Source organism: Providencia sp. PROV223, from assembly GCF_028479245.1.
GTDB classification, from domain to species: domain Bacteria; phylum Pseudomonadota; class Gammaproteobacteria; order Enterobacterales; family Enterobacteriaceae; genus Providencia; species Providencia rettgeri.
The window spans coordinates 1-13,753 of the sequence record NZ_JAMPNG010000033.1 but is presented as its reverse complement, the minus strand read 5'-3'; the positions used below and the strand labels follow the sequence as shown (position 1 = coordinate 13,753).

Genomic DNA, 13,753 nt, shown 5'->3' with positions numbered 1-13,753 from the left:
AATTCTATTTATCTCCTTCCTCTAGCACGAATAATTTAGAGGAACCTTTGAAAGGCGAGTTAGTTAAAACCTAAAAAATTGAAATCAAGGCTGAGATAAAAATAAGGTTTATAAATTCCACTGATATTGTGGCCAATTGTGTTCGAGTGCGGCTTGCGTTAGGCGTTCGTCGCCGTTGATAATAAATACTTCATCGGCAAATTGGCACATGGGCAGGTCGTTGGCAGAATCGGTATAAAAATATACATAGGCATCAGTGATTGGCTGGTGGCGAACCCAATCCATAAGGCGTTTAACCTTGCCTTCTTTAAAGGTTGGGATACCGTCAATTTCGGTCGTATAGCAGCCATTTTGTTGTTTAATATCGATCCCCATGGCGACGTCTGCACCAAGTTTTTCGGCGATCTTTTTCACAATAAATGAAACAGTTGCGGAGATCACAATAATCGGGATCCTTTTAGCTCGATAATTTGCGATCGTTCTAATCGCTTCAGGGTAGATCCGCGGTAAAATCACGCTTTGTACAAAATCATCCAGCCAGATATCTACTTGTTCCGTTTTTACATTGGCGAGAGTTTGCAGGTTAAAACGTAAGTAAGTCGGCATATCTAATGTGCCTGCATTATATTGCGCCATCATGGCTTTATCCGCCTCTACAAACTGTGGGTCGTTGATAATTTGCCTGTCCCACAGATATTGCGTCCACAATACGCTGCTATCACCTTGAATTAACGTATCATCTAAGTCAAAAATGGCCAGTTTGTTTTGCATTATATTCCTATCTGATTATTAACTAAGTGTGCGAATTTCATTTTTATTAAACATAAGTTCAAGACGAGTGCCTGGCTCAAATAAGCGTTCTGATGAGCGATTGAGTAAATCAACTGTCATGTGACCAGCAGGTGTATCGACGCTATAACGAATGATATTTCCCAATAATTGATGGTCAACAATAATAGCATCAACAGGGTGAGAAATATGGCTACCATATTGGCGACCTGCTTCTTTGACATATATAGACTCAGGGCGGATAGCAAGTGTACCTTGTAAATTAAGACCTAACATCGTATTGGCTTTTTTGGAGTCAACAAGGTTGTAATGCCCCATAAACCGAGCGACAAATTCTGTTGCTGGTTGGGTATAAATATTCTCTGCCGTGCCACTTTGCACTATCTGGCCTTTATTCATAAGAAAAATACGGTCAGACATAATCATCGCTTCATCTTGATCATGAGTAACAAAAATTGTCGTTAAACCTAATTCGCGTTGAATCTGGCGAATTTGCTGGCGTAAGTGCTTGCGAATGCGAGCATCAAGAGCAGACAGTGGCTCATCAAGTAACAAAATTTGCGGTTTCATGACTAATGCCCTTGCGAGTGCTACTCGTTGACGCTGTCCACCTGATAGCTGATGGGGAAATTGTTGTTCTTTTCCTTGTAACTCAACTAATTCGATCACTTCAGCGACTGCTTTAGACCTTGCTTGGCTATCAATTTTACGCATTTTTAAACCAAACGCGATATTGTCAACCACAGTCATATTGGGAAATAACGCATAACTTTGGAACACCATACCCACCCCGCGTTGCTGCGCAGCTTGGTGGGTTACATTCTGGCGATTAATATAAAGTTCACCATCATTAAGTTGTTCAAGTCCTGCGATACAGCGTAATAAAGTTGATTTTCCGCAACCACTTGGGCCCAGTAGGGTAATAAATTCGCCTTTTTCGATAGTAAACTGAATATCAGCAAATACCTGATTAGTACCAAAAGATTTAGCTAAGTTTTCCGCAATAACATAACTCATCATTCATCTCCTGAACGATTTAATCGCATTGCTAACCATGTCAGCAATAAGGTAAACAGAAAATATGACATCACCAGAGCAGAAGTGAAATGTCCGCTGGTTTGTCGCATATTGAAAAGATAGATTTGCAAGGTTTCATAACGTGTTCCCACTAGAATATTGGCAAACACAAATTCACCCATTAAAAATGAAAATGAAATTAATAATGAGACCAACATACCTTTGCGAATATTTGGTAACACAATCATCATAAAAGCTTGGAAAGTACTGGCGCCGAGTAAATGTGCAGCGTCCATTAAGTCATGTAAATTAATACCTTGAAAGCTATTCGCAAGAGCACGATACATAAAAGGTAACGTGATGGTGAAATAAGTACCAATCAGGATCCAAGGAGTGCCAACTAACATGAATGGTTCATCGGCAAATATTTGCAGCAAGCCCACCGACGAGACGACAGGCGGAATCGCAAAGGGTAAAATAATCAGTAAATCCATCACCCCTTTGAGTTTAGGGAACCGATAAAATACCGCAAATGTCATCGGCAAAATAATTAATGTGCTAACCAGCAACGTACCAAAGCAAATTATTAATGAACGACCAAATGCCATGAGAAAACGCGGGTCTTGCCACAATTGTAGATACCATTTGATGGACAAGGCATCGGGTAGCACAGTGGCTCCCCAAGAGCTGGCGATGGAATACAAAAATGTGGCAATAATAGGTAGCGCTAATAGGCTAGCAACACTGATTAATACTAACTTATGGAGCCATAATCCAGAGGGTTTATTGTTATTGGTTATCACTTGGCTAATCACATTATTATTTTGCATGGTAGCTCCGCTTGATTAACCAATGATGGATAGCAGTAATAAAAGCTAAGATAGCGATAAGTAGCATTGATAACGCAGCAGCCATATTCGGTTCGAGAAACAAATCGCCGGAAACTAAACTGGCAATTCGGATAGTCACAAGGTTGTAATTACCACTCGTTAAGGCATAAGTACTGGCGTATGCGCCCATGGCATTAGCAATTAGGATAATAAAAGTACCAAGTAAAGCAGGGGAAAGCACTGGAATAGCAACTTTTAACCAATAGGTTAGCTTGCTTGCTCCCATTGTTTTCGCAGCGTCTTCCCACTCCGGTTTTAGTGCATCAAAGGCGGGGTAGAGCAACAAAACGCCTAATGGGATCTGAAAATACACATACAACAGCATTAACCCGCTGGCACTGTATATATTAAAATCTTCGATAATTCCCCATGCCTTGAGTTGTAAGGTAATCGCGCCGTTGAAGCCCAAAATAATAATGAATGCAAAAGCAAGGGGTACACCGCTGAAATTACTGGCCATGGTGGTGAAGGAGATCATTATCCGGCGAATTTTCCCTTGCATTTTATAAATGGAAAATGCCGTGATACTGGAAATGAATAAGCCAATTACACTGCAAATAACGGAAAGCCATAGGGTATTTTCAAACGCTTGTAAGTAAAAATCATTATTGAATACTTCAAGGTAGTTACCTAATGACCATGCTTCTTCGTAGATAAAGCTATTAATTAGCACCCAAATCATTGGGGCGATTTGGAATAGACTAAACAGCACAAAGAATGGCAGCAGTAGCAGTGCCGCACGCCAATGAAAACGAGCAAAGCGTTTTTTTAACATGGCAATTTTTCCCTGTTGTTGGTATGCCTGTTCACAGGGGGCAGGAATATCAGCCATTACAAATCTCCTTGTAACAGCGCATCACAAACTGGTTTATCGAGATAGTGGGTTCCAAGTAAACGACAAATGGTTCCACAAATCTCAGTTTGCTCAATATTGCAGGGTTGATGAGAAAATTGCGAACCGACAACAAACAATGGAACTAAACACTCTTCAGGGAGTGTCCCTCCGTGGCTGCGATCATTATTCATACCGTGATCACTCGTGATCAGAATTTGATAACCTTGCTCAACCCATGTAGGAATATAATTCGACAGGATAATATCTGCATGGCGTGCTGCATTACGGTATTGTGGGGAATCAAAGCCAAACTTATGCCCTGTATCATCTATATTCATAGGGTGAATCAATAAGAAATCAGGATCAAATTGACTACGTAAATATTCCGCATCAACAAATAAATGGTCATCAGGGTAATGATCTGCTTGATAAAAGCAGCCATGTTGGATGGTTAGCGACTCATCATGGGTAAAACGGTCTCTTGTTGCTACGAAAGGTGCTCGGTTATACAGTTCACTCACCCAATAATAAGCAGCGGCGGCAGTTGTTTTACCTGCAAGGCGAGCAAGAGAGAATATGCTGTCAAAATGGGATAACCGGACAATTTGGTTATTTACAATACCGCTTTTGACAGGTGGAACTCCCGTTAGTATACATTCATATAGAGGGCGAGACATCGAAGGAAGCTCGCACTCTAATCGGTAAAGTGTTGCACTGTCGGCTTTGATTAAACCGTTGAGATAGCCCATACAATGATGGGCTACTGAATAACTTAAACCGTCAAGGACAACAAGTATGACTTTCTCAGACATCAATTTTTTCCTAAAATCAATACATTAAATTACTGCTGGTGGATCAAAACTTGCTGTTGCCACATTTTAGGGAGATTACGAGACGACTTTTCCCAACCTTCTGCATTCTTAATGGGTTGAACATTTTTATATTGTTCTTCGGGTAGTAATTTGGCTTTAATATCATCAGGTAAGGTTAAATATTGTGCACGAATTGGTCGAGCATAGCCTTCTGCAAGGTTTAATTGGCCTTTATCACTGAAAATAAATTCACGAGCTAATTTTGCCGCATTTGGGTTTTTGGCAAATTTATTGATGATAGTGGTGTAACCTGAAATGACAGAACCGTCAGATGGGATCACAACTGTAAAGCGATCACGATTGATCTGATCACGGTAATTCAGTGCGTTGAAGTCCCATAAGATGCCAACTTCGACTTCACCTTTTTCGATATTTGCGACAGTTGGATCATTAACGGATAGGCGTTTTTGTTTGGCGAGTTCAGCAAAATACTCAATGGCAGGTTTTAGGTTATTTTCATCACCACCACGGGCAAATGCGGCAGCTAGTACAGCATTATTGGCTTGTGCAGCGATACCAACATCCCCAACGGTGACTTTATATTTCCCTTTTAGTAAATCATCCCAGCTTTTCGGTGCATCTTTCACTAAATCATTATTAATCATAAAAGCGATAGACCCCGTATAGGCTAAAGCCCAATGACCGTCTTTGTCTTTTGCCCAATCAGGAATTTGTGACCACGTTGTTGGTTTATAAGGTTGAGTCACTCCTTTTTGCACGGCAACAGGCCCAAAAGAAGCACCGACATCACCAATATCTGCTGTCGCATTATTTTTTTCTGCGGCAAATTTGGCAATTTCTTGAGCGGAGCTCATATCAGTATCTTGATGCTTCAAGCCATATTGTGCCGCTAAGTCTTGCCAAGTTCCTTTCCAGTTAGCCCAAGTATCAGGCATTCCAACGCTGTAAACTTGCCCTTCTTTTTTCGCTGCATCGATTAACTCTGCTAAATTAGCATCAGCAGCTAATGTCACACTGGATGCGGTCAATGATAGTAAAATCGCAGGAACGATAGTTTTCATTATTTTCTCACTTTTGCAGAACGGTGAACCGTATTGGTTACTTAGCATCCTAATTTTAAGAAGTGACAGTTAGTTGATCCTTTTATGACAGTTTTTAGACATTTTATGGAATGGAACGTCTAAAAAGTGTCAAAATTGACAAAGAAAAATAATGAAACAAACGTTTGAATGACATTGTGTCAAAGAAGTGTATTGTGTCATTAATAGATTGATCTTATCGACAATAAAAACTAACAAAAGATGTAAAAAATGAATAAGTTAAAATTATCAGGAACAGAAAGTGGTTGGTGGTTTATCTGTTTTTCCGGGCGTTTGTGGTTACCTCATGGGGATATTCCACGAGGTATGGCAAAGGACTATTTGTTAGAAGGAAAAACAGCAACGCCAATCGGTGAGTGGCTAGGGGAAATTGTCTGGTTGATCGCCGAAAAAATGCCATCAGATATGTCATCTCCCCGTATCGTTGCTGCGCAAGATGAAGGTTTATTTCGTCTTGCTGGGCGAGGTGTGCAATTGGCGGAATTCTATCGCTCTCATCGTTATTGCGGCTATTGTGGTACGGCAATGCGCCATAGCGAAACAGAATGGGCGTGTTTGTGTGACCATTGCCATGAGCGTTATTACCCGCAGATTGCCCCTTGTATTATTGTGGGGATCCGCCGTGATGACCATATTCTATTGGCTCAGCACCGGCGCCATTCGCAAAATCCATTATTTACTGTACTTGCGGGTTTTGTTGAAGTTGGTGAAACATTAGAAGAAGCTGTTATGCGCGAAGTCATGGAAGAAAGCCATATAAAAGTGAAAAATATTCGTTACGTATCTTCACAACCATGGCCTTTTCCTCATTCCTTAATGATGGGCTTTCTCGCGGATTATGAGAGTGGTGATATTAAAGTAGACCCTAAGGAACTGGTGAGCGCAAATTGGTATCATTACAATGAATTACCGTTGATCCCACCGGCAGACACAATCGCTAGACGTTTGATTGAAGATACGGTCGCATTGTGTCGTCAGAGTGAATATGAAACGGGCAAATAGCACAGCGCTGATATTGTTACCATTAACATGATACAATAATGAACTTCGCTCTTAGCCATTTGCGGCGGCCACTTATAATAATGGAGTAAATAATGACTGAGTTAAAAAATGACCGCTATCTACGCGCTTTGCTACGTCAGCCTGTAGATGTGACCCCTGTATGGATGATGCGTCAAGCAGGGCGTTACCTGCCTGAATATAAAGCAACACGCGCTGAAGCTGGTGATTTTATTGCTCTGTGCAAAAATACCGAATTGGCTTGTGAAGTGACATTACAGCCATTACGTCGTTTTCCATTAGACGCTGCAATTTTATTTTCTGATATTCTCACTATCCCTGATGCAATGGGGCTTGGGTTATATTTCGAAACGGGTGAAGGCCCACGTTTTCATAAACCGATTATGAGCGCAGCAGATGTAAAAAATATCCCTATTCCTGATCCTGAAATGGAACTTGGTTATGTGATGGATGCAGTTCGTGCCATCCGTAAAGCGCTTGAAGGTAGTGTGCCACTAATTGGTTTCTCTGGTAGCCCGTGGACACTGGCAACTTATATGGTGGAAGGCGGCAGTAGCAAAGCATTCACTAAAATCAAAAAGATGATGTACGAAGACCCGAACACATTGCATTTGTTATTAGATAAACTGGCAGATAGTGTCATTTTATACTTGAATGCTCAAATTCGAGCAGGTGCACAGTCCGTGATGATTTTTGACACATGGGGTGGGGTCTTAACTAAGCGTGATTATTTACAGTTTTCATTGAATTATATGCATAAAATTATTGATGGCTTAATTCGTGAAGATGACGGTCGCCGTGTTCCTGTCACCTTATTCACTAAAGGTGGCGGCCAGTGGTTAGAGGAAATGGCTGCAACGGGTTGCGATGCATTAGGGCTTGATTGGACGACTGAAATTGCAGATGCTCGTCGTCGTGTCGGTGATAAAGTTGCTTTACAAGGTAATATGGACCCATCCATGTTATATGCGCCACCGGCTCGTATAGAAGAAGAAGTGCAAAATATTCTATCAGGCTTCGGCCAAGGTGAAGGGCACGTATTTAATTTAGGTCATGGTATCCATCAGGATGTTCCACCTGAGCATGCAGGTACATTTGTGGATGCTGTTCACCGTTTATCCCGCCAATATCATCAATAACTATCGTTTATTGATCTTCTTGATTTGTGGTGTATTTATAGAATCTTGTAAGTACACCATTATCATCTATGATTAAGAATAATTAAATCTCATAAGCAATGGACGCATGATGGTTTTAGATACTCAACGATTACGAAAAGAACAAACTAGCGAAGCTTCAAAAATCATTTTGCAGGATGAATTTCCATCACTCAAATTGATTGGTGGAGCCGATGTAGGCTTTGAACAGCAAGGCACTATTACACGTGCAGTGGTAGCTGTACTATCTTGGCCACAGTTAGAACTTGTTGAGTATCAAATAGCTCGAATACCGACTCAATTGCCTTATATTCCGGGATTACTTTCTTTTCGTGAAGTCCCAGGGTTAATGGCGGCGTGGGAAAAAATACAAAACAAACCTGAATTAGTGCTTGTGGATGGGCAAGGGATTGCACATCCGCGGCGGTTTGGTGTTGCCTGCCATTTTGGGTTACAAGCGAATATAGCCACAATTGGTGTAGCAAAAAGCCGTTTATGTGGTGATGCGGTTGAGTTAAGTGAAGAGCCTGAAAGTGTTCAGCCGTTAATGGCAGGTGAAAATCAACTCGGTTGGGTGTTGCGGAGTAAAAAACGCTGCAAACCATTATATGTTTCGCCGGGGCATAAAGTAGGTTTTTCGTCTTCCCTAGCGTGGGTTAAGCAGTGTCTAAGAGGCTATCGGTTGCCAGAACCGACGCGTTTTGCTGACGGAATTGCATCAAATCGAACGTTTTTTAAGCGAATGAATGAGAAAATCAGCTAATTATCAGCAAAATATGTGGCATTGACAGATTTTCAGGTAAACTGCGAAGTATTAAGATTGATGAGTCAGAAATTATGTTAAGAAATCCCATTCATTTGAGGTTGGAAAAATTAGAAAGCTGGCAACATACTACTTTCATGGCGAGCCTATGTGAAAGAATGTATCCGAACTTTCAAATGTTTTGTCAGCAAACTGAATTTGCCGATGCAAAAGTTTATCGTTCCATCCTTGATTTAGTTTGGGAAACTTTGGTCATTAAAGATAGCAAAGTCAATTTCGATAATCAGTTAGAAAAATTAGAAGAAATTATCCCATCAGCAGATGATTTCGATATGTATGGTGTGTATCCAGCTATTGATGCCTGTATTGCATTAGGTGAAATTATTCATTCGAAATTGAGCGGTGAAACCCTCGAACACGCAATATTGGTTAGCGAAGCATCCATTCGTACAGTTGCCATGCTCGAAATGACTCAAGCAGGGCGGGAAATGACAGAAGAAGAACTCAAAGAAATCTCGGCCGTTGAAGAAGAATGGGATATCCAGTGGGACATTTTCCGCTTACTGGCAGCTTGTGAAGAGCGCGACTTAGAGTTAATTAAAGGATTAAAATCTGACCTCCGCGAAGCGGGGGTGAGCAATATAGGTATTACTTTAAGCTGATTTTCGCATTTTCATTATCGAAAACGTGACTTGACGCAGTAATGCTGAGTACTAAGACTTCACATTTGCCCCTACTCTGGTCTACATTTAGGGGCGAGAAGAAGTGGCTATCGGGGGCGTGTATCAGGGGCTGTCAATTTGGCATATCCGACGCACTCGATGCTTTGCAAACGATAAACACACTGTGTAAGGATAATTTATGAACAAGACTGAATTAGTTGATGCTATCGCAGAATCAGCGGACCTGACCAAAGTTCAGGCAAAAGCGGCATTAGAATCTACTCTGAATGCTATTTCTGAAACGCTGAAAAAAGGCGAGCAAGTCCAACTGGTCGGTTTCGGTACTTTTAAAGTTAGCCACCGTGCTGCGCGTACTGGTCGTAACCCACAAACTAAAGCAGAAATTCAAATTCCTGCTACAACTGTACCCGCTTTCTCTGCCGGTAAAGCACTGAAAGAAGCTGTAAAATAAGAACATTGTACAGACGAATCACCAGAAGGGGTAAAAAACTACCCCTTTTGTTTATTCAAAAAGGGTTGCTGGTATTGGGAGCCATCTCAATGCTAAGCGCCTGTTCTTCTAATGCACCAAAGCTACCTGAGTTTAGTGCAAGCGGTTTTATTGCCGATGATGGCGTCATTCGTATGTGGCGGCTAAATAATGCAAAAAGCCAACCTCTGGTCTTAATGGTGGTTTATAGCCCCTATAAAGGCACAGACACTTCCGTTAATTTCTTCGAGTACCGCTCTGGTAACCTCTGGCAAATTCGTAGCCAAATCTTGAATCAAAAAAATGGTGATATCACTGAACAATTACGTTTCGATAAAAATAATGACGTTATTTTTATGCAGCGTGCTCAAGATGGCCATAAAACATCACTTTCGGCTGATGAAATCACGCGTTGGCGCTTTGAAGCAGAACGCATACTCGAGACAAACACTGCACTGATTGTCGGCGGCGTCAAACTCTATCAAGGTCGCTGGCAACAAGGCAAAGTGACCACCTGTGAGGGTGATGTGCGCGAAGTGACTTTTGAAGCCTATGCTGAAAAGTGGTTACAAAACCGTGCGAAAGTGTGGCATTCCCAGCTAAATTTAGCGTGGTTGGAGTCTTCAGAGGGAAACCAGCTTTTGATGGTAGCTGATACCGATTTTTGCCGCTGGCAACCTTCTAAAGATAGCTTATAAATAATCGCTCGTCGTCTTTCGAACCACAGCTATATTGCTACGTTCGCTCACTCTAGTCACATACTTATGTATGCTCCTAGAGATTCTCTCTCTCTTGCAGCTTTGCTGTGATTCGAAATACTTAGAGCCATTGTCTGTGTGAATGGTCAAAGGCAAAAACAAATTCAAAAAATAGAAAATAAAAAAGCTGATAAAAGTTTCCTCTTATCAGCTCAGGGAATGGTTTAGTACTTTGTATTATTTTATACGAGCGATAGCGCGGTAGCCGATGTCGTTGCGGTAGAAGCTATCATTCCAGTGAATGGCTTTGGCGACTTCATAAGCTTTGGCTTGTGCTTTAGCAATATCATTACCTAATGCTGTTACGCATAGGACGCGACCACCGGCAGTCACGACTTCTCCATCTTTCATGCGAGTACCAGCATGGAAAACTTTACTATCCGTGGCTTCAGTGGTTGGTAAACCTGAAATTACATCGCCATTGTGGTAATCACCTGGGTAACCACCTGCAGCAATTACTACCCCTAAAGCAGGGCGTTCATCCCATAATGAATCTTTACCTGCTAACTCACCTTTCGCGCCAGCTAAACATAAAGCGACTAAGTCCGATTGCAAGCGCATCATAATAGGTTGAGTTTCAGGATCGCCAAAACGGCAGTTAAACTCGATAACTTTTGGGTTACCTGCTTTATCAATCATTAAACCTGCATATAAGAAGCCTTGGTAGCGGTTTCCTTCTTGGTCCATTCCTTTAACTGTAGGGTAAATGACTTGTTCCATCACGCGTTTATGTATTTCATCTGTCACAACAGGTGCTGGGGAGTAAGCGCCCATTCCACCTGTATTTAGGCCAGTATCACCATCACCAACACGTTTGTGATCTTGGCTAGTCGCCATTGGAATGACATTTTCACCATCTACCATAACGATGAAACTCGCTTCTTCACCATCAAGAAATTCTTCGATCACGATACGGTGGCCTGCATCACCAAAGGCATTCCCTGCTAACATGTCATGAACAGCTTCTTTCGCTTCTTGCAGAGTCATTGCAACAATAACCCCTTTACCTGCAGCAAGCCCATCTGCTTTGATCACGATTGGTGCGCCTACTTTGTCTAAGTAAGCTAAAGCAGGTTCAATTTCAGTAAAATTTTCATAAGCCGCAGTAGGAATATGATGACGAGCTAAAAAATCTTTGGTAAATGCTTTTGAACCCTCAAGCTGTGCAGCACCTTGGGTTGGGCCAAAAATAGTTAAGCCAGCAGCCTTAAACGCATCGACTACACCAATAACCAATGGTGCTTCAGGGCCGACAATAGTTAAACCAATTTGCTTATCTTTGGCGAATTGAAGCAATCCATTGATATCAGTTGCCGAAATATTGACGTTTTCAAGGGTCGGCTCTAATGCTGTGCCTGCATTGCCTGGGGCAACATACACTTTATTTGCTAAAGGGGATTGAGCCGCTTTCCAAGCTAAGGCATGTTCACGGCCGCCGCCACCAATAATCAAAATATTCATTACTAGACTCCTAATAATTAGTGACGGAAATGACGCATATTAGTGAAAATCATGGCGATACCATGTTCATTTGCCGCCGCAATGACTTCATCATCACGGATAGAACCACCTGGTTGGATAACACAGGTTACTCCAACAGCAGCTGCGGCATCAATACCATCGCGGAATGGGAAAAAGGCATCTGAGGCCATTGCACAGCCAGCGACTTCTAAACCTTCATCAGCGGCTTTAATACCTGCAATTTTTGCAGAATAGACACGGCTCATTTGCCCTGCACCAATTCCAACGGTCATGTCATTTTTGGCATAAACAATCGCATTCGATTTCACAAACTTCGCGACTTTCCAGCAGAACATAGCATCTTTTAATTCACGCTCTGTAGGTTGGCGGTTTGTGACTACACGTAGCGCTTCCTTTTCAACCATACCTAAGTCACGGTCTTGTACCAATAAACCACCATTCACACGTTTAAAGTCTAATCCTGTAACTGGTTTGCTCCATTCGCCACATTCAAGTACGCGAACGTTTTGTTTAGTCTCAAGAATAGGTAGTGCATCTTTAGCAACAGAAGGCGCAATAATGACTTCCACAAATTGGCGATCGATAATGGCTTGAGCAGTTTCTTTATCTAATTGACGATTGAAAGCGATAATGCCGCCAAAAGCAGAAGTTGGATCAGTTTTGAATGCGTTATCATAAGCAGCATGAATCGAATCACCGATAGCGACACCACAAGGGTTTGCATGTTTAACAATGACACAAGCAGGCTCTTCGAATGATTTAACGCATTCAAGAGCTGCATCGGTATCAGCGATATTGTTATAAGACAGGGCTTTACCTTGGATCTGCTGAGCAGTTGCAATAGACGCTTCTTTTGGGTTTTCTTCTATATAAAAAGCGGCATCTTGATGGCTGTTCTCTCCGTAACGCATGTCTTGTTTCTTAATAAAATTTAAATTCAAGGTGCGAGGGAAACGGCCAGAAGGCTGGGTCGTATCACCATAATAAGGGGCAACTAATTCACCAAAGTAATTCGCAATCATGCTGTCATAAGCTGCAGTGTGTTCAAAAGCTTTAATTGCGAGGTCAAACCGCGTAGACCAATTGAGTGAGTTTTCGTGGTTATCCATTTCATCAATAATGATTTGATAGTCATTACTATTTACTACAATTGCTACGTCTTTATGGTTCTTAGCCGCGGAGCGCACCATGGTTGGGCCGCCGATATCAATATTCTCTACAGCATCTTCAAGGGTACAATTTGGTTTTGCCACGGTTTGGGCAAATGGATATAGATTAACAACGACCATATCAATCGGTGCAATATCATGCTGTTGCATAATGGCATCATCCGTACCACGACGACCTAAAATTCCGCCATGCACTTTCGGGTGCAATGTTTTTACTCGGCCATCCATCATTTCAGGGAACCCTGTGTAATCTGAAACTTCAGTTACGTTTAGTCCTGACTCAGCGAGTAACTTTGCAGTACCGCCGGTAGATAGGAGCTCAACACCACGTTGAGATAACGCCTTAGCGAATTCAACAACCCCTGTTTTATCAGACACACTAAGCAGGGCACGACGAATAGGACGAAGCAGTTGCATGAGATAGATCCCTTGGATTTGAATAAATAAGGCAATAACGAATATCAGTCAGTGAAAAACTCAACGAGCTTTTCTTATATACCTATTATATCTATTGATGAAAGCAAAGCGGAATTTGCCAACTTTCTCTATAACAATATATAAGTCACTAACAATTTCAGAACATAAAAACAAAATCAATGCTGAAATTTCTAACCAATTGTAACGCAAACGTTTGCGTAATGCGCGATAATTTTAAAATTATTTTCAGGTTGTGGATAACTTCGTGCATAAGTCAGTATAAGTAGGGGTTTTGCTGTGGAATGCAGCAGTTGAATAAAAAAATGCAAAAAAGGGGTTGCCAGATTTTTCTGACTCCCTATAATGCGCAT

Annotated in this window: 15 protein-coding genes; 6 read left to right on the top strand and 9 right to left on the bottom strand. The window is 41.7% G+C overall.

Annotated elements, in window-relative coordinates; genetic code table 11:
- Window positions 1-108: 108 nt before the first annotated feature.
- From PR767_RS20860 to PR767_RS20835, 6 genes are read right to left on the bottom strand one after another with little or no spacing between them, the layout of a single operon-like run.
- Window positions 109-771, bottom strand: a complete 663-nt coding sequence (locus PR767_RS20860) for an HAD family hydrolase (protein WP_115166450.1) — start codon at window positions 769-771, stop codon at window positions 109-111.
- Between the two features lie 18 nt (window positions 772-789).
- The gene (locus PR767_RS20855; protein WP_123381800.1) at window positions 790-1,806 is read right to left on the bottom strand and encodes an ABC transporter ATP-binding protein; all 1,017 of its coding nucleotides are present in this window, start codon (window positions 1,804-1,806) and stop codon (window positions 790-792) included.
- Window positions 1,806-2,636, bottom strand: coding sequence for an ABC transporter permease (locus PR767_RS20850; RefSeq protein WP_109913188.1), 831 nt, complete (start codon window positions 2,634-2,636; stop codon window positions 1,806-1,808). The genes PR767_RS20855 and PR767_RS20850 overlap by 1 nt, the downstream gene beginning before the upstream one ends.
- Window positions 2,626-3,528 carry an ABC transporter permease gene (locus PR767_RS20845; RefSeq protein ID WP_109913187.1) on the bottom strand — a complete coding sequence of 301 codons (903 nt, stop codon included), beginning with the start codon at window positions 3,526-3,528 and terminating at the stop codon, window positions 2,626-2,628. Before PR767_RS20845 ends, PR767_RS20850 begins: the two co-directional genes overlap by 11 nt.
- Window positions 3,528-4,343, bottom strand: a complete 816-nt coding sequence (locus PR767_RS20840; RefSeq protein ID WP_272520893.1) for an alkaline phosphatase family protein — start codon at window positions 4,341-4,343, stop codon at window positions 3,528-3,530. The genes PR767_RS20845 and PR767_RS20840 overlap by 1 nt, the downstream gene beginning before the upstream one ends.
- A gap of 29 nt (window positions 4,344-4,372) precedes the next feature.
- Window positions 4,373-5,425, bottom strand: coding sequence for an ABC transporter substrate-binding protein (locus tag PR767_RS20835; RefSeq protein ID WP_109913185.1), 1,053 nt, complete (start codon window positions 5,423-5,425; stop codon window positions 4,373-4,375).
- A gap of 249 nt (window positions 5,426-5,674) precedes the next feature.
- Between PR767_RS20835 and nudC the strand changes: the two genes are divergently transcribed.
- From nudC to PR767_RS20805, 6 genes are all read left to right on the top strand, one after another.
- Window positions 5,675-6,466 (top strand): NAD(+) diphosphatase, encoded by a 792-nt coding sequence (gene nudC, locus PR767_RS20830; RefSeq protein WP_117163045.1) that lies wholly within the window; start codon window positions 5,675-5,677, stop codon window positions 6,464-6,466.
- Window positions 6,467-6,558: 92 nt separating this feature from the next.
- Window positions 6,559-7,623: a uroporphyrinogen decarboxylase gene (gene hemE, locus PR767_RS20825; protein ID WP_272520892.1), complete on the top strand. Its 1,065-nt coding sequence runs from the start codon at window positions 6,559-6,561 to the stop codon at window positions 7,621-7,623.
- 109 nt (window positions 7,624-7,732) lie between these two features.
- Window positions 7,733-8,404, top strand: coding sequence for a deoxyribonuclease V (nfi, locus tag PR767_RS20820; RefSeq protein WP_272520894.1), 672 nt, complete (start codon window positions 7,733-7,735; stop codon window positions 8,402-8,404).
- 74 nt (window positions 8,405-8,478) lie between these two features.
- Window positions 8,479-9,066: a YjaG family protein gene (locus PR767_RS20815; RefSeq protein ID WP_272520891.1), complete on the top strand. Its 588-nt coding sequence runs from the start codon at window positions 8,479-8,481 to the stop codon at window positions 9,064-9,066.
- Between the two features lie 199 nt (window positions 9,067-9,265).
- On the top strand, window positions 9,266-9,538 hold the full coding sequence (locus tag PR767_RS20810) for an HU family DNA-binding protein (protein WP_004264522.1): 273 nt from the start codon (window positions 9,266-9,268) through the stop codon (window positions 9,536-9,538).
- Window positions 9,539-9,627: 89 nt separating this feature from the next.
- Window positions 9,628-10,254 (top strand): DUF1481 domain-containing protein, encoded by a 627-nt coding sequence (locus PR767_RS20805; protein ID WP_117163043.1) that lies wholly within the window; start codon window positions 9,628-9,630, stop codon window positions 10,252-10,254.
- 237 nt (window positions 10,255-10,491) lie between these two features.
- On the opposite strand, the gene purD is transcribed toward PR767_RS20805, so the two are convergent.
- From purD to PR767_RS20790, 3 genes are all read right to left on the bottom strand, one after another.
- Entirely contained in the window at window positions 10,492-11,775 is a 1,284-nt protein-coding gene (gene purD, locus PR767_RS20800) for a phosphoribosylamine--glycine ligase (RefSeq protein WP_109913180.1), read from the bottom strand.
- A gap of 17 nt (window positions 11,776-11,792) precedes the next feature.
- Window positions 11,793-13,382 (bottom strand): bifunctional phosphoribosylaminoimidazolecarboxamide formyltransferase/IMP cyclohydrolase, encoded by a 1,590-nt coding sequence (purH, locus tag PR767_RS20795; protein WP_109913179.1) that lies wholly within the window; start codon window positions 13,380-13,382, stop codon window positions 11,793-11,795.
- 191 nt (window positions 13,383-13,573) lie between these two features.
- Window positions 13,574-13,753 (bottom strand): hypothetical protein (locus PR767_RS20790; RefSeq protein WP_272520890.1); only part of this gene is annotated, 180 nt, incomplete at its 5' end.